Origin of the sequence: Microbispora sp. NBRC 16548 (assembly GCF_030268985.1) — a bacterium.
GTDB classification, from domain to species: Bacteria; Actinomycetota; Actinomycetes; order Streptosporangiales; family Streptosporangiaceae; genus Microbispora; species Microbispora catharanthi.
Map to the genome: position 1 here is coordinate 1 of NZ_BSSF01000011.1, position 22,546 is coordinate 22,546.

A 22,546-nucleotide genomic window follows, 5' to 3' on the forward strand; every position below is an offset into this window, starting at 1 on the left:
CGGCTGGCAGACCTGGACAACCGTCTCCTGCCCCGTCACCGGCGCGACCGGCACCCACGACCTGTACCTCAAGTTCACCGGCGGCAGCGGCTACCTGTTCAACCTGAACTGGTGGCAGTTCACCGGCAACGACGGGCCGACCGCCAGCCCCACGCCGTCTCCCTCGGCATCTCCCTCGGCGTCTCCCTCGCCGACGGGCACTCCGCAGGCGACGAACGCGATCCGGGGCACGGGCTCGGGCCGGTGCCTGGATGTCACCGAGGCCTCCCAGACCAACGGGGCGCAGGTGCAGATCTGGGATTGCAACGGGCAGTCCAATCAGCAGTGGGCCTCCACGAGCGCGAGTGAGCTGCGCGTCTACGGCAACAAGTGCCTGGACGTGAACGGCGCGGGCACGGCGGACGGCACGGCGGTGATCATCTGGGACTGCAACGGGCAGAACAACCAGAAGTGGCGCTTCAACTCCGACGGCACCATCACCGCGGTCGGGGCGAACAAGTGCCTGGACGTGTCGAACTACGGCACCGCCAACGGCAGCAAGGTGCACATCTGGACCTGCCACGGCGGCACCAACCAGCAATGGACCCGCATCTGACGCTGTCCCCAGTCACCCTGGCGGCCAGAGGATCGACCACATCAGGGGCGGCGCGCTGAGCACCGCCCCTGATGTGCGGGCGACAGCACAACCCTGAAGGATGAGCGGCGAACCCACGGAACCCGAGCGAGCGCCGGGCGCCGCGCGACGAGTGGGTTCGCCGCCTTCGCCGTCCGCAGGGCCGTCCGAAGACGCGCACGCCGCGGACAGGCCGCTCATGGCCGAGGGACGGGCCAACCCGCGCACCCCGGCTCTCGGACCGGCCCAGCCGCACGTTACGCGCGTCGGCGAGCGGCTCTCTCGATGATCGCCGCCCCGGTCTCGGACTCCAGCGCCGGGGTGTAGCCGGCGGCGCGCAACCGGGCCAGCGTCTCCTCCTCGCCCACCGCACTGATCAGCACAGTCGGGGCGATCTTGCGCAGGCCCAGCGTGCGCAGCGCCTGGGAGCGGGCGAGTTCCTCGACGAGCGCTTCGTCGTCGGAACGGAGGCAGCACCCGGAGCGCACCACCCGGACGCGCCCGTGCGTACGGGCGGTGTCCTTGATCAGATATTCCAGCGGTTGCGGCAGGGGCGCCTCGGCCACCTCGGTGAGCCGAGCGAGCAGGGCGCCGGCCTCGTGCCCCCGATCGAAGGCCCGGCGCACGGTCGAACCGGAGAAGCGCCAGACCACGGCGTGCCCCTCCGACTCGCGGTCGGCGACGTCGTCGAGCAGTTCGGCGAGCTCCGGGCCGGGCATCCCGCGGACCACGGCCGTCAGGTCGGCCTGGAAGAAGGCGCTGGCCTGCGCGGGCGGGAGCATGACCGCCAGGGCGGCGGTCAGCGCGGGCTCCGGCGACGTCCACGCCTCACCACTCAGCAACAGATCGCGTACGACACGGCCGACGCCGGTGAGGGCGCCCCTGGCGACCAGGCCGAGCGACTCGGCCTCACGCACGACGGCGCCGACCAGATCGTCGCCCGCCCCCGACTCGGCGAAGTGGTGCGGGCGGTGCCAGGCCGCCCGTTCCGTCACGTACGTCAGGCCGTCGGCGGAGACGCCCTTGCCCGGAGGAAGCGCGGCGAGCGCCTCGAAGACGGCGATCCTGATGCCGACCGCGTTCGGATCGTCGGGCTCGGTGAGGGCGACGGGCGTCCCGGCCTCCTCCGGCCAGAACGTGTAGACGGCCGGTATGGTCACCCAGGTGGCGATGATCGTCGCCAGCCGCTCGACGGGAGACCGCTTCAGCCAGTCGTCGTACTCCGTCTTGGGCAGCAGGCTCACGACCGGCTCAGGCAGCTTGCCGCGATGGCCCTTCGGCCGCTGCACCGGCTCGGCATGCAGGCCGAGCAGTCCGGCCTGTGTGGCCAGGTCGAGCCAGAGCCGGGTGACGTCATCGGCCACGCCGGCCGCTTTGGCGATCCGCTTGGTGTCGCGGACCGCCAGACCGCCGGCCTTGCGCAGGAGGGGAGGCTGGTCGGCGCACGCGGCGAGCACGCGCTCGATCTGGGACAGCGCGGCGGTGGCGGCCGCCTGGGCGGAACCGTCGGCCCCGGCGGCGTCGGGCAGGCCGGCCGGGGGCCGCGGCGGCTCCGGGGCGAACGGAACGCGCAGCTCGCCGAGGGCGGCCACGGCGACCTCGATCGGCACCTCCGCCGTGTCGTACGGCCCGGCGGGCAGGAGGAGCCCGCGCGCGGCCAGCCAGTCGGTGTTCGGGTCGCCGGAACCTCCGGGCCGGAAGGCGTACTTCGGCGCCTGCTGGTAACCGAAGCCGCCGCGCGCCTGATAGGCGTGGGTGAGCACCTGCGATCCGTGCCCGATGACGTCGAGCAGCCACTCCCGGGCGTCCGCGGGGGCCTGTCCGAGCAGGGCCCGCACCCGCTCCTGGTCGGTGAGCAGGCCGAGCACGTTCCGCTCCGCGCCCTCCCGCGCGCTGGCCTTCGGTAATCCCAGGGTCTCGGCGATCGCGTGGACCTCCGGAGCGTTGAAGTGGAGCCTGATGAGCTCGGCCGCCGGGCGGCCCAGCCCTGCTGCCTCGGCGAGGTGCGCGTGGAGGCCTGTGGACACGATCACCTGGTCGTCATGCGGCGGAAGCACCAACGCCGTGTCGGCGAGCGCGTCCAGAGTGGCGGCGGCGCGCGCCCGCAGGGCCGGATCGCTCCCGGCCAGCAGGCCGAGCACGTCCGCGCGGGGCACCGCCCTCGTGGCCGGGTCCGCGTCATGCCAGAGGTTGAGGAGCGGCCCGTGCCGCTGCGCCGCCAGCCACGCGACGGCCGACAGCGCCTGGTGCTGAGGAAGGGTGCAGAACCGCGCGAGCGAGAGCGCCGCACGCGGCTGGAGCAGCAGCCGGGCGAGGTCCTGCGGGGTCATGTCGTCATCGGAGGTGAACCCGACCCGGGCGAGGATCAGCCGCCGGTCCTCTGGCGGCTTCGTCTTCAACCATGTCGCCAGGCGGCGCCGGGTGCTCACCACCGCAGCGTATTACGCCGCGTCCGGTGGCCAGACCTGTCGCCGGTTCACGCCCCGATGCGAGCCGCCGGGTGGAGTCGCTTCTCCGCGGCATGGACTGCCGGACCCGCAAGCTCCCGGCAGGCGGCACGATCCGTGCGCGCCGACTCCCCCGGCGCGCAGGGTTTTCCCGTGCGGGCGTGGCGGCGCACCCCCGCCGCATCATGGCCCGGTGAGATAGCGCTGGACCGTGGGACTCAGCCAGGCGATGATCTCTTCCTCCGTTGCCGCCACCATCGGCGGGAATTTCAGGATGTAGCGGGACAGGGCCAGGCCCAGGAGTTGCGAGGCGACGAGGGAAGCCCGCATGGGAGCGCGCTCCGGATCGCCGGTCAGGTCGATCACGAGCGGCATCACCTGGCCGCCGAAAATCGTCCGCATGCGTTCGGCGGCGGCCTCGTTCGTCACGCCGGTGCGGAGCAGGACCTGCAGCCCTTCGTCGGCCTCCCACTTGCGCAGGAAGTGGCGGACCAGGCCGGCACCGGCCTGGTCCGGCGGCAACTCGGGTAGTTCCAGGTCGAATTCGGCCGCGGCGGCGAACAGCTTCTCCTTGGTGCCGAAGTAGCGCATGACCATGGCCGGGTCGATCCGCGCGTCGGCGGCGATGGCCCTGATGGTGGCCTTGTCGTAGCCGTCGGCGGCGAAGCGTTCGCGGGCCGCGGCCAGGATCACGGCCTTGGTCTCGGCGGAGGATTTCCTCATGTCAACGATTGTAGGCCAACAAGTGTTGACTTGCGACTCATGGCGGGCTTACGTTCATGCCAACAGCCGTTGACCAAGGAGGCGCCATGAACGCCGAAGTGCTCATCATCGGAGCCGGACCCGCCGGGCTCACCGCCGCGATCGTCCTGGCGCAGCACGGCAGGCAGGTCATGATCGTGGACGCGCAGGCGGAGGGCGCCAGCACCTCTCGCGCCGCCGTCGTGCACGCACGCACCCTGGAAGTCCTGGAGCCGTACGGCGTGGCGGACCGGCTGGCCGCGCACGGCATCCACACTCCGGTCTTCACCATCCGCGACCGCGACAAGGTGCTGATGCCGGTGCCCTTCGGCGGCCTGCCCACCGCCTACCCCTACACCCTGATGATCTCCCAGGCCGACACCGAGGCCCACCTGCTGGCCCGTTTCCAGGAGCTCGGCGGCAAGGTGATCAGGCCCGCCCGGGTGAGCCGCGTCGAGCACGACGCCGACGGCGTCACCGCCGCCCTGGACGACGGGCAGCAGATCCGGGCCGCCTACCTGATCGGCGCCGACGGCCTGAACAGCACCGTCCGCCAGAGCGCCGGGATCGGCTTCACCGGCGGCACCTACGCCGAGTCGTTCGTCCTGACGGACGTCCGCCTGTCCGGCGGGGTGCCGCGGAACGAGGTCATCCTGTACTTCTCGCCCGCCGGACTGGTCGTCGTCGCCCCGCTGCCCGGCGGCCTGCACCGCATCGTCGCCACCGTGGACGAGGCTCCCAAAGAACCCGGCATCCCCTTCGTGCAGCACCTGCTCGACACCCGTGGCCCCGAGGCCGAGCCCGCGCGGGTGCAGGAGCTGATCTGGAGTTCGCGCTTCCGGGTCCACCACCGCATCGCCGACACCTACCGCCAGGGCCGCCTCCTACTGGCCGGCGACGCCGCCCACGTGCACTCGCCCGCCGGCGGCCAGGGCATGAACCTGGGCATCGACGACGCCGTACACCTGGGCGAGGCGCTGGCCCGGGTGCTCGACGGCGAACCGGACAGCCTGCTCGACTCCTACGCTGCCACCCGCCGCGCGCAGGCCGAGCAGGTGGTCGCCCTCGCCGGGCGGCTCACCAAGCTGGCCACCGCCGCCGCCGGCCGCCGCGTGCTGCGCAACCTCATCCTCGCCCTGGCCGGCCACATCCCCGCCGTCCGCACCCGGCTGGCCTGGCAGTTGTCCGGCCTGAACAGACGGCACGCCGCGTGAACCTGTCCACGTTCCTGCCGGGCCTCCTCTTCCGGCCCACCTTCCGCAGCTTCGTGCTGGCCGATCTCGCGGCGAACGGCATCGCGGCCCAGCCGATCATCTACCGGCGGATCTGAAGCCGACCGTGACCGTCGCCCTGTCGATCCTGTGAGCGCGGCGAGCTAGGGAACTCTGCCCGCTATTCCTCAGGGTCGCTCACGGCCACTGTCGGCGCGTCGCCGTACATCGCGTCATGCTGCTTGCGTGGGGCGCAGACGCTGGCCTTGGAGCAGGCGCAGCGGCGGCCGCCCTCGTTGAGGCGGACGATGACGGAGTCGGACGGCACGTTGTGCCCCACCACCGTGCCCGGACCCTGCGGGGTGTCCACTGCGAGGCCCGTGCGCGGCGCCGACGCCCGGAACTCCTGGTAGAGCGGGTGCTCGTACTTCAGGCAGCACATCAGCCGGCCGCAGGCGCCGGCGATCCTGAGCGGGTTGACCGGGAGGTCCTGGTCCTTGGCCATCCGCACCGAGACCGGCTCGAAGTCCTTGAGGAACGTCGCGCAGCACAGGTCGCGTCCGCAGGGGCCGATGCCACCCTGGAGCCTGGCCTCGTCACGCGGGCCGATCTGGCGCAACTCGACCCGGGCACGCAGGTTGCGGGCCAGGTCGCGCACGAGCGCCCGGAAGTCGACCCGGTGGGGCGCGGAGAAGTACACCGTGTAGACGTTGTCGGCGTCCAGGTAGTCGACGCCGACCACCTTCATCGGCAGCTCGTGCCGTTTGATCAGGCGCTTGGACACGCTGCGGGCCTCCGCCCTGCGGCGGCGGTTGGTCTCGTCGCGGGCCAGGTGCTCCTCGGCCGCGACGCCCTGGCAGACGGGCAGGCCCTCGACGTCCTCGCTCACGTACTGCGGCGCCCACACGCACTCGGCGACCTCCGGGCCCGAGTCTGTCGGCACGAGGACCTTGTCGCCCACCTTGGGAGAGTGGCCGCCCGGATCGAGGTAGTAGAGCCGTCCGTAGCGGGTGAAGCTCACCGCCATCATCATGCCCAAGCGCCGGCCCTCCTCGATCCGTACGGCTAACGCGTCCGAACCCACCATACGTGCCCTACGGCACCGGCAATCATCGCCTGTGGACAACCTCCGGCGGACCGGGAGACCCGGCCCGCCGGAGGACTCCGCCTACAGGCCACCTACCAGGCCGCCGTCCGCGCGACGCCGCCGTCGTCCGTGAACAGCGTGCGGTATCCGGATTCCGTCACCTGTCCCGTCTCGTCCGGCCCGACCACCAGCACGAACCGCCCGGTGCCGTCCACATCCACACGCTCGAAGAGAGGCCGTCTTTCCTCATCGCGATAGAGGGTCTGCACGGCCTGCCCGGTGCCGACGTCGTACGCCACGACCTCGGCGACGGCCCCCGCGAGCTTGGTCACACCCTGCACCTGCGCCAGCCTGCTCCAGCCCACCGTGGCCAGGACACGTCCTCCGTCCGGCGTGAGGGCGACGTCATGGACCCCGCCCGTCGTCGGGGCGGACGATCCCCCCAGCGTGATCGCACGCACGTCGTCGAGGCCGCCGGAGGTGCCGGTGTCGAGCACCCACACGGTGCGGGACATCGAGCACTCCCAGGCGACCGCGGTCGCCGAGCCGGCGGAGGAAGGCGTCGTGCCCGAGACCGGATTCTCCGCCGGATTCTCCATCGTCCTGGCCGGTATCAGGCAGGTCCACCCCTTGGGCAGCGGCGGAGCGGAGGGCTCGGCCGACTCCGCCACGGGCTGCTCTCGCGGTGCGGCCCCCGCCTCCGGTTCCGCCGAAGCAGCCGGGAACGGCGCCGTCCCCGGTTCTTCCGGGGTCACGCGCGACTCCGGCAGGACGCCGCCGTCTTCCTGTGGGAGAGCCGATTCCACGGCGGCGGGGGATCCGGAGGTCGTCTCCGGCATGGCTTCCGGCTCCGCAGTGGCTTCCGGCTCCGCAGTGGCTTCCGGCTCCGCGGTGGCTACCGGCTTCGGGGGCGCTTCCGCCGGGACGGCCGGCTCCGTGATCACCTCCGTCGACGTGCCCCAGACCGCGCCGGCCCGGCGGAACACGAGGGTGCGCCCGTCCTCGCTCATCGAGACGTCCCGGACGGCCGACGTGCGCGCGGACGTCCAGGTGCGGCTGTCACCGGTCGCCATATCCGTGACGACCAGAGAGGCGCCCTTACCGCCCGGAGCACAGGAAGACAGCCCGTAGGCCAGCGTGGAGCCGTCCCCGTTCACCGCGAGCGAGGTGACGGCGGTGCCCTCCGGCGGCGTGAACGGGAGCGCGCCGATGGAGCCGACCTCCCCGCTGTCGCTGAGGCTGAACCGGTAGAAGCGGAACCGGCACGTGTCCTGCTCGGTCACGGCGTAGAAGAGCCGGTTGTCCCGGGTGGCCTGCACCTGGGTGAACCGCTCGCCCCCCGGTCCCGGCACCGTGGCCGTCACGTGGCCGTCGGCGACGCTCCTGACCGCCATGTCCCCGGAGCGGATCTGCACGAGGAAGGACGGCTGGGCGGCGGGGCCCACCGTCGTGCCGGCGGCCGTGTCCATGGTCCCGCCGCCGTGGCGCGCGACGGCCGCCCCGCCCGCGACCGCGACCGTCACGGCGGCCGCCGCCGCGACCGGAATCAACCAGGACCTCGTCCGCCTGGAGCCCGCAGGCGTACGGCGGGCGGGCGCGGCGGCCGGGTCGAACGGCGGGACGGCCTCGACCGTCTCCCCCACCGCGTGGGCGGCGTCCTGCAACCGGCGGATGACGTCGTCGTTCATCGGGTCTCTCCCAGGAGGCGGCCGAGCGCGTCGAGCGCCCGGGAGGTGGTGGACTTCACGGTGCCCCGGCTGATCTTCATGACCCGGGCCGTCTCCTCTTCGGACAGCTCGGCGTAGTAGCGCAGGACCAGGGCCTCCCGCTGGCGCGGGGGCAGGCGGTGGAGGGCCTCCATAACCTCCCGCCGCTCCGCGCCGAGGATCGCGGCCGACTCGGCCGACCAGACGGGCGGGTCGTACGTGCCGGCGAACCAGGACGGCAGCCGCCGCCTGCGCAGCACGGAGCGGGCGTTGTTCAGCACCGCGGCACGCACGTAGACGAGCGCCTTGTCCCGGTCACGCAGGCCGTCGAAGCGCCGGTGCAGGCCGAGGAACGCCTCCTGCACCACGTCCTCGGCGCTCTCCCGGTCACCGACCATGATCAGGGCCAGCCGAGTGAGGCCGAGGGCGTGGTCGGCGTAGAGCCCGCTGATCGTGTCGTCGGCGCCCGCCGACAGGGGCGGGACACTCACGGGCCCCCCGGATTGCTGATCGAGATCGAGCGTTTCGGCCTTCATGTACCAGAGACGCCGTACGCCCGCCGGGGTTGCTCGCGTCCTATGCGGGCGAGCGGAGAGCGAGGGTCATGGCCTCGACCGCGATCTGCGGGTTCACATTGGCCGCCAGCCGCTCCCGGCACTTCATGATCGCATCCGTACGGCGGAGCGTCTGCTCGGCGGTGGACGCGCGCGCGACCGCCTCCACCTCGTGCCTGCGGTCCTCGTTGGCCAGCTCGACCGGGGCCCCGAACTGCACGGCCAGCACGTCGCGGTAGAACGCCACGAGTTCGAGCAGCGCGAGGTCGAGGGAGTCGCGCTTGATGCGGGTCGCCCGCGACTTCTGCATCGTCTCGAGTTCCTTGAGCGCTCCCGCGCCGCCCCGCACGAGGCCCTTGTTGAGCCCCTTGCCGGAGGAGCCCTCGCCGTAGACCTTGCGCAGCTCGGCGGTCTCGACCTCGTTCAACGCGGTCGTGGCCGCGTCCGCGTCCTCGGTGGAGGTCTTCACCAGCCGCTCGGCGGCGGTGATGCACTCCGCCACACCGGTCAGCGACCGGGGGATCGACAGCACGTCGTCGCGCCGGCGCCGCGCCTCCTCGTCGAGCGCGAGCCGCCGCGCCCGGCCGATGTCCCCCTGGGCCGCCCGCGCGGCGTCGAGCGCCACGTCGTGGGGCACCCCGTCGCGGGTCACCAGCACGTTCGCGACCGCCTCGGTGGAGGGCGTGCCCAGCGTCACGACCCGGCAGCGCGAGCGGATCGTGATGATCATGTCGTCCGGGGAGGGCGCGCACAGCAGCCACACGGTCCGCGGCGGCGGCTCCTCGATGGCCTTGAGCAGCGCGTTGGCCGCCGCCTCCGTCACCCGGTCGGCATCGTCGAACAGCACGATCCGCCACCGGCCGAGCGTGGGCGCCCCCGCCGCCTTGAGCACGAGTTCGCGCGTCTGGCGCACGCTGTACGACAGGCCCTCGGGCCGGACGAACGTGACGTCCGGGTGCGAGCCGACCTCGACCTGATGGCAGTCGTCGCAGTGGCCGCACCCCTGGTCGGGGCAGAGCAGCGAGGCCGCGAACGCCGTGGCGGCCGCGGACCGCAGGGCCGGCCCGGTGAACAGCCAGGCGTGGGTCATGCCCGCGCCGCGCCCTCCGGCGACGGCCTCCGCGGCGGCCGAGGCGGCCCGCCGCATCACGTCGATCGCCCGGTCCTGCCCGATCAGATCCCCGAAAACGGTCATGTGCGGCTACCCGAAGTCGCGGATGGCGGGCATCGTGCCGGTGGCCTCCTCGGCCTCCTGCGGCACCGGGTCGGGCAGGATCTCACGCACCCGGTCCTGGATCAGGCGCGTCACCTCCCGCTGGTCAAGCGTGCCGTCCACCATGAGGTAGCGGTCGGAATCGGCCGCGGCCAGCGCCCGGAACTCCCGCCGCACCCGCTCGTGGAACTCCAGCGGCTCGGCTTCGATGCGGTCGGCGGGCGAGGCCATCCGCCGCAGCCCGACCGCGGGCGGCACGTCGATGAGCACGGTCAGGTCGGGGACGAGCCCGCCCGTCGCCCACCTGTTGATCCTCGCGACGTCCTCCTGGTCGAGCGACCGCCCGGCGCCCTGGTAGGCCAGGGACGAGTCCACGTACCTGTCGGAGATCACCGTCGAGCCGCGCTGCAGGGCGGGCCTGATGACCTTCTCCACGTGCTCGGCCCGGTCGGCGGCGTACAGCATGGCCTCGGCCCGCGGGGACAGGCCCTGGTGGGCGGCGTCGAGCAGGATCGCCCGCAACCGCATGCCGACCTTGGTCGAGCCCGGCTCGCGGGTCTGCACGACGTCGAAGCCCTGGTCGCGCAGCCAGATCGCGAGCAGCCGCGACTGGGTGGTCTTGCCCGAGCCCTCGCCGCCCTCGAAGGCGATGAACAGACCGCGCTCGGGGTCCGCCTCCTCCGGCACGAACCGCCGCCCGCGCAGGGCGGTCAGCAGGTCGACCGCGATGGGAACCCCCGGCCGGTCGTCCATGTGCCGCAGCGCGACCACCCCGACGGCGATCGCCAGCAGCGCGCCCAGGAGCAGCACGAGGTTCGTGCCGTCGAAGCGGTAGCTGATGCCGGCGACCCCGAGGGCGTGCGTGCCGAACAGCGCGGCCAGCGTCGAGGCCACCGCCACGACCAGCAGCAGCACCACCCGGGCCAGCGACTGCAGGAAGGAGAACGTGCGGCCGCGCAGCCCGTCCTCCACCTCCAGGCCGATCACCGTGTAGCCGATGATCCAGGCGATGCCGGCGCAGGCGCCCAGCAGCACGGTCAGCACGACCACGACGACCAGGTTCTGGATGAGCGCGACGGCGGCCAGCGTCAGCCCCGCGAGCACGATCGACAGCCCGAACAGCCGCCGCCTGGACAGGCCCTTCAGCAGCCGCAGGCCGAAGAACATGCCGAACGCCATGCCGAGGAAGACGGCGCAGAACACGGTGCCGTACCCCGCGTCACCGCCGCCCAGGGCCTGCACGTACGCCTTGGCAACGCCGACGACGGCGCCCCCGGCGGCGAACGCCCCGAGCATGCCGATGATCAGCCCGCGCACGATGCGATTGCCGCCGACGAACCGCCATCCCTCGGTGATCTGCCGGAGCACCGAGGGCGTGGACACGTGGCTGATGTGGTTCTTCGGAATGGCCCGCAGTGTGAAGACCATCACGGCGGAGGCGAGGTAGGCCAGCGCGTTGGCGTACAGCGCGACGCTGGTGGCCGCGACGTCGAACGACGGGGCGGCCGCCGAGATCGTCGTGACCACGCCCGACACGATCGCGAACAGCGCCGCGGCCACGGGGGCGGTGCCGTACGTGACGAGGAGGTTGAGCTGGTTGGCCTCCTCGAGCCGCTCCTTGGGCACGAGGTTGGGCACGGTGGCGTCCTTGGCCGGCACCCAGAAGAGGTTCACGCACTCGACCAGGAACGTCGCGATGATCACCCACTGGTAGTTGCCGACCAGCGGGATCGACAACACCACCGCGAACCTGGCGAGGTCGGCGACGACCATCGTCAGCCTGCGGTCGAACCGGTCGGCCACCGCTCCCGCGAGCGGGCCGAGCAGGATCGCGGGCAGCATCTTGGCGACGAAGACGCCGCCGATGGCGAGGCTCTGCGCCTGAAAGCCGGACCTCGCGGTCAGGTTACCGGCCAGGGCGGTCAGCGCGATGATGTTGAGCCAGTCGCCGAGGCTGCACGTCGCCATCGCCGTCCACAGCCTGCGGAACGGCGCGTTCGCCAGCACGTGCGGCTGCTTGCGGCGCGCGGCGGCCCGGCCAGTGGTGCTCATGATGTCAGCGTATCCAGGTGCTCGCTGGGCTTGGGAGACGGACGAGCGGGCCGCTGGGGCCTGCCCGTCGCCTGAGGGTATTACGTCCGCCTCGTCCTCGCTGTCGAGATGGCGCCAATGCTCTGCCCGATTCCGCTTCCGGGGATCCGGCGCGGTCAGGTGCGCAGCTCGACGAGGGTGATCTCGGGCGGCGCGCCCACGCGGACCGGCGGCCCCCAGAAGCCCGCACCTCGTGTCACGTAGACCTGGGTGTCACCGCCGCCCGTGCGCGGCACGCTCGCCAGCCCCGCCACCACGGGCTGCTGCAGCGGCACAAGCAGGTTGAACGGCGCCATCTGCCCACCGTGGGTGTGCCCCGACAGCTGGAGATCGACGCCGTGCGCGGCGGCCTGCGTCACCTGGACGGGCTGGTGGGCCATGAGCACGACGGGCCGGTTCGCGTCGCGGCCCCCGAGCGCCTTGTCGAGGTCCGGGCCGTCGCCCGACGGCACGCCGTTGAGGTCGTTGACGCCCGCGAGGTCCAGTACGGCTCCCGCGTGCCGGATCTCGACCCGCTCGTTGCGCAGCGGCCGGACGCCCAGCGAGCGCAACTCCTCGATCCATTCCTGGGGGCCCGCGGCGGTGTAGTACTCGTGGTTGCCGGTCACGAAATACGCGCCGTAGCGGGATTCGAGGGACCTGAGGGGCGTGGCGAGACGGCCGAGCTCGGCAACCGTGCCGTCCACCAGGTCGCCCACGATCGTCACCGCGTCGGCCTCCAGGCCGTTGATCATCCGGACGATCCGCTCGGTGTGCCCCCGGCCGCTCAGCGGGCCGAGGTGGATGTCGCTGACGACCGCGATGCGCAGCCCGCTCATCCGGGGGTCGAGCCGGGGCAGGCGAATCGGCACCCGCTCGATCACCGGATCGCCGAGGGCCCGGCTCACGCCATACCCCACGGTCGCGAGCGCTCCCGCGGCCACGACCGCGGAGGCCGTACGGGAGATGAACACCCGGCGGTCGATCGCCGGGGCGTCTGCCGCGGCCCCCTCCACCGCCGGCCTGCCTGTCGTGGCCGTGCCGTGAGCGGTGGCGCCTCCCCCGGCCGCCGCTCCGGCGAGGACCACCTCGTCCACCGGCGCCGTCTCCCCCTCGGCCCGCTCGGCCGGGGCCGCGGTTTCGGCCGTACGGAGGCGTCTGGACACGACGAACGTCGCGACCGCCCGGGGCACCTCCATGACCAGGCCGAACACGAACAGGTAGAACATCACGGCCAGCCACAGGTAACCGGGCCAGGCCACGACCCGCTCGACGTCCATGCCGAGGCCGAGCCGGCTCCCGGCGAAGGTCACCACCATCAGGGCGGCGAGGATCACGAGCGCCCACGTCAGCACCCGGCGCGGACGCGATCCCGGCGTCGTCGACGCCCTGACGAGCCGCCGCCACAGATAGACGTGCACAACGACGACGGCCGTCAAAATCATGCCGACGAACCCCACGAGAACTCCCCTCGACCGGCTGGCGATCAAGGGCCGGCTGACGACGATGCTACGAGCTCACGCCGACAGCCGCGTTCGTTGTCCACAGCCAGGCCGGGTGTCCACAGGCAGGCCGGGTGTCCACAGGCAGGCCGGGTGTCCACAGGCGCGGCGACGCGATGCACGGCCGCGCCCGGGCATGCCACCGCACCGGCCACCGCACCTGCCATCACACCGGCCCACCGCACCTGCCACCGCGCCCTGACGGGACCGCGAGACGCGGGAATCGGGGGTCAGGACTTCCCGGCGGGCTTCTTCGCGGCGGTCCTGGCCCGGGTCGTGCGCTTGGGGGCGGGCGCCCGCTCCCGCCGCTCGGCCAGCAGCTCCGCCGCCCGCTCCAGCGTGATGTCCTCGACCGTGTCCCCCTTGCGCAGGGACGCGTTGGTCTCGCCGTCGGTGACGTAGGGACCGAAGCGGCCCTCCTTCACCACGATCGGCTTCTTGGAGTTCGGGTCCTCGCCCAGCTCACGAAGGGGCGGCGCCGCGGCGGCACGGCCGCGTCCACGGGCCTTCGGCTGCGCGAACAGCTCCTTGGCCTGCTCGATCGTGACCGTGAGCAGGTCCTCCTCCGAGGTCAGCGAGCGCGAGTCGGTGCCCTTCTTGATGTAGGGCCCGAACTTGCCGTTCTGCGCGGTCACCTCCTCGCCGTCGATCTCGCCGACGACCCTGGGCAGCTGGAGCAGCTTCAGCGCCTGCTCCAAGGTGATCGTGTCGAGGGACATCGTCTTGAACAGCGAGCTGGTCCGCGGCTTGGGCGCGTCGGCCTTCTTCGTCCGCTTCTTTCCGTCGGCCGGCGCGGGCTCCTCGGGCAGGATCTCCGTGACGTAGGGGCCGAAACGGCCGTCCTTGGCCACGATCCTCCGGCCGGTCGCCGGGTCGACGCCCAGCTCGCGGTCGCCGCTCGGGCGCGAGAACAGTTCCTCGGCCTTCTCGGCGGTCAGCTCGTCCGGCGCCATGTCCTCGGGAATGTTCACCCGGGCGCCGTCGCGGTCGAGGTAGGGGCCGTAGCGGCCGACCCTGATCACGATGTCCGTCCCCCTGATCGGGAACGAGCTGATCTCCTTGGCGTCGATCTCGCCGAGGTCGGTGACCATCTCCTTCAGGCCCTCGTCGCCGTCGCCGCCGCCGAAGTAGAACCGGTGCAGCTCGGGCACCCGCTCGGCGCGGTCGTTGGCGATGTCGTCGAGGACCTTCTCCATATCGGCCGTGAAGTCGTAGTCGACCAGGTTGCCGAAGTGCTGTTCGAGCAGGTTGACCACGGCGAACGCGAGGAACGACGGCACCAGGGCGGTGCCCTTCTTGAACACGTAGCCCCGGTCGAGGATCGTTCCGATGATCGACGCGTACGTCGACGGCCGCCCGATCTCCCGGTCCTCCAGCTCCTTGACCAGCGACGCCTCGGTGTAGCGCGCGGGCGGCTTGGTCGAGTGCCCGAGCGCGGTCAGCTCGGCCGCCGTGAGCCGGTCGCCCTCGGTCAGCGTGGGCAGGCGCTTCTCCGAGTCGTCCCGGTCGGTCGAGGGGTCGTCCGCGCCCTCCACGTACGCCTTGAGGAAGCCGTGGAAGGTGATCGTCCGGCCGGTGGCGCTGAACTCCACGTTCTCGCCGGCGCTGGACGTGCCGCCGACCTTGACCGACACCGACTCGCCGACCGCGTCCTTCATCTGGGAGGCGACCGTACGCTGCCAGATCAGCTCGTACAGCCGGAACATGTCCCCGGACAGGCCGGTCTCGCCCGGCGTCCGGAACTCCTCGCCGGACGGCCGGATGGCCTCGTGCGCCTCCTGGGCGTTCTTCACCTTGCTGGTGTAGACGCGCGGCTTGTCCGGCACGTACGCCGAGCCGTACAGCTTGATCGCCTGGCTGCGGGCGGCTGCGACGGCGGTCTCCGACAGCGTGATGCTGTCGGTACGCATGTAGGTGATGTAGCCGTTCTCGTACAGCCGCTGGGCCACCTGCATCGTGTACTTGGCGGAGAAGCCCAGCTTGCGGCTCGCCTCCTGCTGCAGCGTCGTGGTCCGGAACGGCGCGTACGGCTTGCGCGTGTACGGCTTGCGCTCGACCGACCGCACCGCATAGGACACGCCCTCCAGACGGCCGGCGAGGGCCGTCGCGGCGGCCTCGTCGAGGTGGAGGACGTCGGAGCCCTTCAGCCTGCCGGTGGAGGCGAAGTCGCGGCCCTGGGCCACGCGCCTGCCGTCCACACCGGTCAGCGTGGCGGAGAACGTCCGGGTGTCGTCGCCCGCCCGGCCGGTGTCGAACAGCGCCTGCAGGTCCCAGTAGTTGGCGGCGGTGAACGCCATGCGCTCCCGCTCGCGCTCCACCACCAGCCTGGTGGCGACCGACTGGACACGACCGGCGGAAAGCCGCGGCTTGACCTTCTTCCACAGGACCGGGCTGACCTCGTAGCCGTAGAGGCGGTCGAGGATGCGCCGGGTCTCCTGGGCGTCCACCAGGCGGAGGTTGAGGTCGCGGGGGTTGGAGACCGCGTCCCTGATCGCGTGAGGGGTGATCTCGTGGAACACCATGCGGTGCACCGGGATCTTGGGCTTGAGCACCTCGCGCAGGTGCCAGGCGATGGCCTCGCCCTCCCGGTCCTCGTCGGTGGCCAGGTAGAGCTCGTCGGCTTCCTTGAGAAGCTGCTTGAGCTTGGACACCTGCGACTTCTTGTCCGGGTTCACGACGTAGAGCGGCTCGAACTCGTGGTCGACGTTCACCCCGAGGCGGGCCCATGCCTCGCTCTTGTACTTCTCCGGGATGTCATCGGCCTTCTCCGGAAGATCGCGGATGTGGCCGATGCTCGACTCGACGATGTAGCCGCGCCCGAGGTACCCGGCGATCGTCTTCGCCTTCGCGGGCGATTCCACGATCACCAGGCGGGTTCCGCCGGCGTTGCCGTTGTTGGCTGGCACGCTGCTTCCTACCTCGCTGTCCGCTGTCATTCCCCGTGCTGCCGGGCTTCGTTACTCCCGGCTCATGACACCCTCGTCGTCCGGGCCGGGGGCACTTACCCCCGTGGGGCGCCGACGAGGCGCCGCTTTGACGGTACCTGCCGCCGCACGTTCCTCCCCCTCGGGCTACCCGGTTATGTCCGGGAATGTAACCCGCCTGGCGCTGTTATCCACGGAGACGCAGAATAGAGCCCATCGAGTTCCCTAGCACGCCCCGGAGACCAATGGCTGTGCTCGACTACTCTTATCTGGACCTGTATCTCCCTCGGGGCACCCCTCGTGAGGTGGCGAGGCAGATGCTCACAGAGCATGCCGAGCACGGAGACTGGGAACTGGAGCGGCTACGCCTTTATCCCGACGGCAGCAGGCGCGTCCGGCTGCGTCGGAAGATCATACGGGCCGCCCGGACCATGTGAGCCCCGGGGGCGCGGACGCCACGGTCAAAAGGGCTTTGCCCATCCGCAATGTGGTCGACGCCATGACCGTAAGTGCTCCATCCGTCCCGAAACAGTACCCGACAAAAGGGCTTTGCCCGCCCCGGGCCGCGCCCCCGGAACGGGCAAAGCGTTCGTGCCTCCCTCCACTGGCGGTGGGGGGGCGTCCTGGTCGCCCGCGCCGGGAGCATCTGTCGGACACTCCCTGGCGCGGGCGAGTGATATCCCTCGCCTCCGTCAGCCGCGCGCCGCCGGATCACTTCCGTACGGCCGTCGCCGCCGGAGGCGTTCCCGTGCCGTCACGCGCGGCCGTACGACTACTTGCGGCCGAACCGGAAGCGGCGGGTGACGGCGAACAGGCTCGCCGAGGCGGCGAACATGGCGCCGATGGCCAGGGCGAGGAACGACGCCGGGTTCATCCCGGTCAGGCCGACGGGCTGCTCGGCGCTCATCAGCTTGAGGGGGCTCAGCTTGCCCAGCGGCAGCACGTCGGCGCTCTTCCCGAGGTCGCCCGTCGGGAGGTTGCGCGCCGTGTCGGAGACGGGCAGCGAGGCGGTCGCGTCCTCCAGCGTCTGGTTCGTGGGCAGCGAACGAGTCGCGTCGTCGAGCGTGCCGCCGGCCTTGGAGACGGCCGCGGGGGTGCTGCCACCCTTCGCGCCCTTCCCTGCGGGGACGGCGGGCAGGCTCGGCGTCTCCGGCAGGCCGAGCATGTTCGGCAGGTCCCCGACGACCGGAGCGGAAGGAGTGGCGGCGGCGCTCATCGGCTGCACCGTGTGCTTGCCCGACAGCACCGACGCGCCCGGCATGGCGGGCATGACCCCGCCGCGGGCGGCCTTGTGCTGCGGGTGGGCCCAGTAGCCGTGGCCCTTCCAGCCGCCCACCTGGGCGCCGCCCAGGCACCCCGCGGCGGCGTCGCCGAGCACGGCGACGGAGTTGCCGCAGACGTTGATCGGGGCGGTGATCGGGGCGACCACCTGGTTGCCCGCGAGGATCCCGTGCCTGCCCGAGGTGATGTTGCCGCCCGCACCGGCACCGCCGCCGAGGACCGAGGCGCCGCCCCGGCAGCCCGCGTGGGACCGGCCGATGACGCTCACCGCGTTGCCGCAGACGTTGATCGGGGCCGTGATCGGGGCGACCACCTGGTTGCCGCCCAGGATCGAGCCACGGCCGGACGTGACGTTCCCGCCCGCGCCCCAGTGGCCGCCGTGCCTGCTCCAGCCGCCGATCACGGTCGCGCCGCCGCGGCAGCCCGCGAAGGCGTGACCGACGATCGCGACGGCGTTGCCGCAGACGTTGATCGGCGCGGTGATCGGCGCGACCACCTGGTTGCCGCCCCCGATGCTGTGCACCCCGCTGGTGCGGTTGCCGCCCGCGCCGCCACCGGACCAACCGCCGGACCAGCCGCCGTGACCACCGTGCCCGCCGTGCCCGCCGTGACCGGGCGTGGAGCCGCCGTGGCAGCTGCCCGAGCCGTTGCCGCACACGTCGGCCGGCGTGGTGATCGGCGCGACCACCTGGGTGCCGCTGCCGGCCGAGTAGCGGCCGTCAGTGTCGTGGCCGGTCGAACCAGGACGGTGCCAGTGACCGCCTCCGTGGTGGCCGCCGTACCCACCGTGACCACCGTGACCACCGTGACCGCCGTGACCCCCGTGGCCGTGGCCGCCGTGGCCGCCGGAGCCGCCCACGGACGAACCGCCGCGGCAGCCCGAGAACGCGTTGCCGAGAACCGCGACGGAGTTGCCGCAGACGTTGACGGGCGCGGTGATCGGCGCGACCACCTGGTTGCCGCCCAGGATCGAGCCACGGCCGCTGGTGCGGTTGCCACCCGCGCGGACGCCGTCACGGCCGCCACCGACGAAGGCGCCGCCACGGCACCCGGCGGTGGCGTCGCCGAAGACGGCGATCGAGTTGCCGCACAGGTTGATCGGCGCGGTGATCGGCGCGACCACCTGGTTGCCGCCCCCGATGCTGTGCACCCCGCTGGTGCGGTTGCCGCCCGCGTTCGCGCGCCGCCCCGAGCCCTTGACCGCCGCGCCGCCCCGGCAGCCCGCGTCGGACCGGCCGAAGACGGACACCGCGTTGCCGCAGGCGTTGATCGGGGCGTTGATCGGGGCGACCACCTGGTTGCCGCCGAGGATGCTGCCCTCACCGGAGGTCCTGTTGTGTCCGGCGCCCACGCCCGCGCCCTGTGCGGTCGCGCCGCCCAGGGAGGAGGCCCGGGAGTCGCCGGCGACCGCCACCGCGTTGCCGCTGATGTCGATCGGCAGGGTCACCGGGATGTCGACCTGGTTGCCGCCGAGCACCGAGTGACTGCCGTCGGTGTCGGCGAAAGCCGTACCGCTGCCAAGGGCCATGACGCCGGCGGCCAGAAACGCCGCGGAGGCCGAGCCCTTCGCCCACGTTCGCATGATGAATGCTCCTAGTGGTTCTTCTAGGGGGGTTACCTGACAGCTCGCGACGCATGTCCAGGCCGCATGAGCACAGCGGAGCCGTGGACGGTCACGAGGATGGGAAATTCCGCGTCACCCGCGGGAGCCTGCCGCCCGGGCACCACGAGCGAGGGCAGGCGGTGGCACCGGTCGCCGTACGACGGGGACCGGCACGAAGGCGGGATCAGTCAGGAGAGAAAGACGGGTCGTCCGCCGCTGTGCGGACCACCGGGGGAACAACCGCCGCCAGTGGGGCGGGCAGCTTGGTGAAGCGCGGTTCGAACACGTCCCGCGCGACATCCCCGAACAGGATGTTTCCACCGCTCGACTGCGGGACCAGGCCCTGGTCTGCGGGCGCGTGGTCTGCGGTGGAGGGCGGAGGGAGCAGAGGCTTCGACTGGCTGGTGAGCCCGTCGACCGTGCGCCCCGCCATCGCCTCGGCGTTCGCCGAGACGTCGTCCGCCGCCGTGGGGAAACCGTCGGTGCTCTTCCCGTGGGACTCGACCGCGCCCGGCGAGGGCGGCAGACCGAGGTCCGGACCTGAGAGACGATCGGGAAGAACCGACCCGGCGACGTCATGTGAGGGTGCGGTCCCGGCCACGGACGTCGCCGTGCCGGAGACACCGAAGATCACGCCGAGCAGCCATCCGGCGGCGATCAGCCCGCCGATGACCAGCAGGCGGCCCAGACGGGAGCCGGCCGCGAACCGCGCCATCCGGCCCCGCTCCGCAGAGCCGGGAGACGTGACGCGCACGCCGGGAACGGCGGCGGGCGAACTCGCCCTCCGCCGTTCCTGCGACGTGCGCGTCACGCGACCTCCCCAAACCGCTGAGTCAACAGTCCGCTGGGTCAACCCGGTGCGGATCCAACCCCCAACGGAGAGTTACTGTAGCGGCACGGCACGTGATCGCAAGAGCTTTCTCAGCAGTATTCGAGGAAACGGTCAAGGACCCGGACGCCAAACCGGAGCGAATCAACCGGAACCCGCTCGTCGACGCCATGGAACATCCCGGAGAAGTCCAAGTCTTCGGGAAGCCGCAGCGGCGCGAAGCCGTAGCCGCTGATGCCGAGGCGGCTGAACGCCTTGAGGTCGGTGCCGCCGCTCAGCGTGTACGGCACGGCCCGCGAGCCCGGGTCCTCCTCGTGCAGCGCGTCCGCCATCGCCTTGACCAGCGGGCCCTTGAATGGGGTCTCGACCGCCACGTCGTGATAGACGAACTCCCTGGTCACGTTCGGCCCGAGCAGCTCGTCCACGGTCTGGAAGAACTCGTCCTCGTACCCCGGCAGGAACCTGCCGTCCACGTGCGCGGTCGCGATCTGGGGGATGACGTTCGCCTTGTAACCCGCCTGGAGCATGGTCGGGTTGGTCGTGTTGCGGAGAGTGGCGCCGATCATCCGGGCGAGCGGCCCGAGGGTGGCCACCGCCGCCTCCGCGTCCTCCGCCTTGACCTCCGTGCCGAAGACCTCCTCGAAGAACGCCTGCACGGTGGGCGTGAGCCGCACCGGCCACTTGTGACGGCCGAGCCTGCCCACCGCCTCGGCGAGCTCGGTCACGGCGTTGTCGTCGTTGAGCATCGAGCCGTGCCCGGCCCTGCCCTTGGCGGTCAGGCGCATCCAGGCGATGCCCTTCTCCGCCGCCTCGATCAGGTACAGCCGGCCCTTCTCGGTGGTCACGCTGAAGCCGCCGACCTCGCCGATGGCCTCGGTGCAGCCCTCGAAGACCTCCGGATGCCGGTCGGCCAGCCACTGGGCGCCGTAGTGGCCCCCGGCCTCCTCGTCCGCGGTGAAGACGAGGACGACGTCCCTGGGCGGCCTGCGCCCCTCGCTCAGCCGCCGCCGCACGACGGCGAGGATCATCGCGTCCATGTCCTTCATGTCGACCGCCCCGCGGCCCCAGACGCAGCCGTCGGCGATCTCGCCGCTCAGCGGGTGGTGGGTCCAGTCGGCGGCGTCGAACGGCACGACGTCCAGATGGCCGTGGAGGACCAGGGCGTCCCTGCTCGGGTCGGTGCCCTCGACCCGGGCGACCACGTTCGCCCGTCCGGGATCGGACTCGAGGATCGTCGGCTCCAGGCCGACCTCCGACAGCTTGCCGGCCACGTACTCCGCGGCCTCGCGTTCCCCGGGCCCCGCGTTGTCCCCAGCGTTGACCGAGTCGATGCGGATCAAGTCGCGGCACAGCTCGGCGACCTCGTCCTCCCCGTAGCGTGGGGTCATTACGCCTCCTCCTGCCGGGTGGGCCGGTCAGCGGCCCCCCGCCTTTCCCGTCGTACGGCTCGCGCCTCCATCCTGCCGCCGTACAGGCGTGACGTTCACCCCCGGGCTCCGGCGATCTGCGCGAGGGCCGTTTCCCGGTATGAAGCAGGGCCGAGAGAGTGCTAACCTGTATCAGCCGACGCGGGATGACGATCCTGCGTGAGGCACCACGTCCGGGTGGCGGAATAGGCAGACGCGCTAGCTTGAGGTGCTAGTGCCCAGTGATGGGCATGGGGGTTCAAGTCCCCCCTCGGACACGCACTCTGGTACATGTTGGGCCTGGCCTCAACTGCGACCACTCTCTCCAGAGGGTCGTAGACGAGGTGCAGGCCCATCTGCGTGTAGATGTCGTTCCGGTCGGTGGGGTCCGCCTTCTCGATGACCTTGGCCATCTCGGACAACCGTGGGATCACCTCCGCAATCCCCTTTTCACTGATCTCCCTCTTCCTGCTCGGCCAACCGCGCCACCGACTCGCGGCCGCCATGCCCGATCAGGTTCGGGTCGTCGAATGCGGACGAGACCGCCGCCGCGGCATGGGAAGATCGAATCTCGGAAGTTCGCCGGCGGATCGCGCCTGATGTGGCCCTAGAGAAACGTCATCATCGCAGGTCACAAGGCACTTCCCCGTTCCCTGAGAAACTGTCCCCAGACATCAAGCCGATGAATCAGGGATCAAACGACCTCGCCGGGACAAAGTGCTCTTTAAGCACGAAGGGCGTCGATCAGGGCATCGACGGCAGTGAGCGCGGCGGCCGTGTCGAGTCCTGCGCGGGAGACCAGGGAAAGGCCCTGGACGGTGAACAGCAGTAGCTGCGCCTGGGCCTCGGGGGTGGCGGCCTGGGTGACCTCGCCGCTGGCCTGCGCACGCCGCAGGGCGTCGGCGACGATCTGGATGAAGCGGGCGTGCGAGCGGGCTACGATCTCGCGGGCCTCGGCATCCTGCGGAACAAGTTCGGCGGTGGTGTTGCCGATCATGCACCCTTGCGGAACGCCGACGTCGGAGGCGTACTCCTGCGCTCGGGCCGGGTTGGCGAGCACCTCGCGCAGCGCCGGCAGCACCGGCCCGGCTTCCAGCGCCATGACTAGCTGACGCTCGTAGGTGTCCCAGTACAGCTGGACCGCCGCTAGGTAGAACTGCCGTTTGTCGCCGAAAGCGCCGTACAGGCTGCCTCGCTCCAGGGCCAGCGCGTCGACGAGATCCTGAACGGAGGTCGCTTCGTAGCCCCGGGACCAGAACAGGAGGAGCGCGCGCTCCAGGACCTGGCCTTTGTCGAATGCGCGGGGGCGTCCTGTCCGTGCCATACCCCCAGGTTACGACTTTTTGACTGTGCGCACAA

16 protein-coding genes and 1 tRNA gene are annotated in these 22,546 nt (G+C 71.5%); 4 read left to right on the forward strand and 13 right to left on the reverse strand.

From position 1 onward, the window contains the following. A partial coding sequence (locus QSK36_RS27875; protein ID WP_285784416.1) for a lectin occupies positions 1-595 on the forward strand: 595 nt, incomplete at its 5' end. A gap of 275 nt (positions 596-870) precedes the next feature. Here the strand turns inward: QSK36_RS27875 and QSK36_RS27880 are convergent. Both QSK36_RS27880 and QSK36_RS27885 read right to left on the reverse strand, forming a co-directional pair. Further along, on the reverse strand, positions 871-3,042 hold the full coding sequence (locus QSK36_RS27880; RefSeq protein WP_285784417.1) for a helicase-associated domain-containing protein: 2,172 nt from the start codon (positions 3,040-3,042) through the stop codon (positions 871-873). Positions 3,043-3,243: 201 nt separating this feature from the next. Further along, entirely contained in the window at positions 3,244-3,783 is a 540-nt protein-coding gene (locus tag QSK36_RS27885) for a TetR/AcrR family transcriptional regulator (protein WP_285784418.1), read from the reverse strand. 86 nt (positions 3,784-3,869) lie between these two features. Between QSK36_RS27885 and QSK36_RS27890 the strand changes: the two genes are divergently transcribed. Then, positions 3,870-5,015, forward strand: coding sequence for an FAD-dependent oxidoreductase (locus tag QSK36_RS27890; protein WP_183543232.1), 1,146 nt, complete (start codon positions 3,870-3,872; stop codon positions 5,013-5,015). 178 nt (positions 5,016-5,193) lie between these two features. Here QSK36_RS27890 and QSK36_RS27895 read toward each other — a convergent pair whose 3' ends face one another. From QSK36_RS27895 to topA, 7 genes are all read right to left on the reverse strand, one after another. Then, positions 5,194-6,045 (reverse strand): PSP1 domain-containing protein, encoded by an 852-nt coding sequence (locus QSK36_RS27895; RefSeq protein ID WP_285784627.1) that lies wholly within the window; start codon positions 6,043-6,045, stop codon positions 5,194-5,196. Between the two features lie 146 nt (positions 6,046-6,191). Continuing rightward, positions 6,192-7,787, reverse strand: coding sequence for a hypothetical protein (locus QSK36_RS27900; protein WP_285784419.1), 1,596 nt, complete (start codon positions 7,785-7,787; stop codon positions 6,192-6,194). Then, positions 7,784-8,296, reverse strand: coding sequence for a SigE family RNA polymerase sigma factor (locus QSK36_RS27905; protein ID WP_285784420.1), 513 nt, complete (start codon positions 8,294-8,296; stop codon positions 7,784-7,786). The genes QSK36_RS27900 and QSK36_RS27905 overlap by 4 nt, the downstream gene beginning before the upstream one ends. Positions 8,297-8,381: 85 nt before the next feature. Next, entirely contained in the window at positions 8,382-9,554 is a 1,173-nt protein-coding gene (locus tag QSK36_RS27910; RefSeq protein ID WP_183543226.1) for a DNA polymerase III subunit delta', read from the reverse strand. A 6-nt stretch (positions 9,555-9,560) separates the two neighbouring features. After that, complete coding sequence (tmk, locus tag QSK36_RS27915) at positions 9,561-11,624, reverse strand: dTMP kinase (protein WP_183543224.1); 2,064 nt, start codon at positions 11,622-11,624, stop codon at positions 9,561-9,563. A gap of 155 nt (positions 11,625-11,779) precedes the next feature. Further along, the gene (locus QSK36_RS27920; protein ID WP_285784421.1) at positions 11,780-13,102 is read right to left on the reverse strand and encodes a metallophosphoesterase; all 1,323 of its coding nucleotides are present in this window, start codon (positions 13,100-13,102) and stop codon (positions 11,780-11,782) included. Positions 13,103-13,374: 272 nt separating this feature from the next. Further along, on the reverse strand, positions 13,375-16,080 hold the full coding sequence (gene topA / locus QSK36_RS27925) for a type I DNA topoisomerase (protein WP_183543222.1): 2,706 nt from the start codon (positions 16,078-16,080) through the stop codon (positions 13,375-13,377). Positions 16,081-16,313: 233 nt separating this feature from the next. Here topA and QSK36_RS27930 point away from each other — a divergent pair, with 233 nt between their 5' ends. Next, positions 16,314-16,505, forward strand: a complete 192-nt coding sequence (locus tag QSK36_RS27930; RefSeq protein ID WP_220499497.1) for a DUF5703 family protein — start codon at positions 16,314-16,316, stop codon at positions 16,503-16,505. A gap of 335 nt (positions 16,506-16,840) precedes the next feature. On the opposite strand, the gene QSK36_RS27935 is transcribed toward QSK36_RS27930, so the two are convergent. From QSK36_RS27935 to QSK36_RS27945, 3 genes are all read right to left on the reverse strand, one after another. Further along, entirely contained in the window at positions 16,841-18,931 is a 2,091-nt protein-coding gene (locus QSK36_RS27935) for a chaplin family protein (protein WP_285784423.1), read from the reverse strand. A 205-nt stretch (positions 18,932-19,136) separates the two neighbouring features. Then, entirely contained in the window at positions 19,137-19,763 is a 627-nt protein-coding gene (locus tag QSK36_RS27940) for a hypothetical protein (protein ID WP_183543218.1), read from the reverse strand. 110 nt (positions 19,764-19,873) lie between these two features. After that, on the reverse strand, positions 19,874-21,169 hold the full coding sequence (locus QSK36_RS27945; protein ID WP_183543216.1) for a M20/M25/M40 family metallo-hydrolase: 1,296 nt from the start codon (positions 21,167-21,169) through the stop codon (positions 19,874-19,876). Positions 21,170-21,379: 210 nt separating this feature from the next. Here QSK36_RS27945 and QSK36_RS27950 point away from each other — a divergent pair. Beyond that, a tRNA-Leu gene (locus QSK36_RS27950) sits at positions 21,380-21,465 on the forward strand. Positions 21,466-21,911: 446 nt separating this feature from the next. Here QSK36_RS27950 and QSK36_RS27955 read toward each other — a convergent pair. Further along, positions 21,912-22,511, reverse strand: coding sequence for a TetR/AcrR family transcriptional regulator (locus tag QSK36_RS27955; protein WP_183543214.1), 600 nt, complete (start codon positions 22,509-22,511; stop codon positions 21,912-21,914). Between the last annotated feature and the right edge of the window lie 35 nt (positions 22,512-22,546).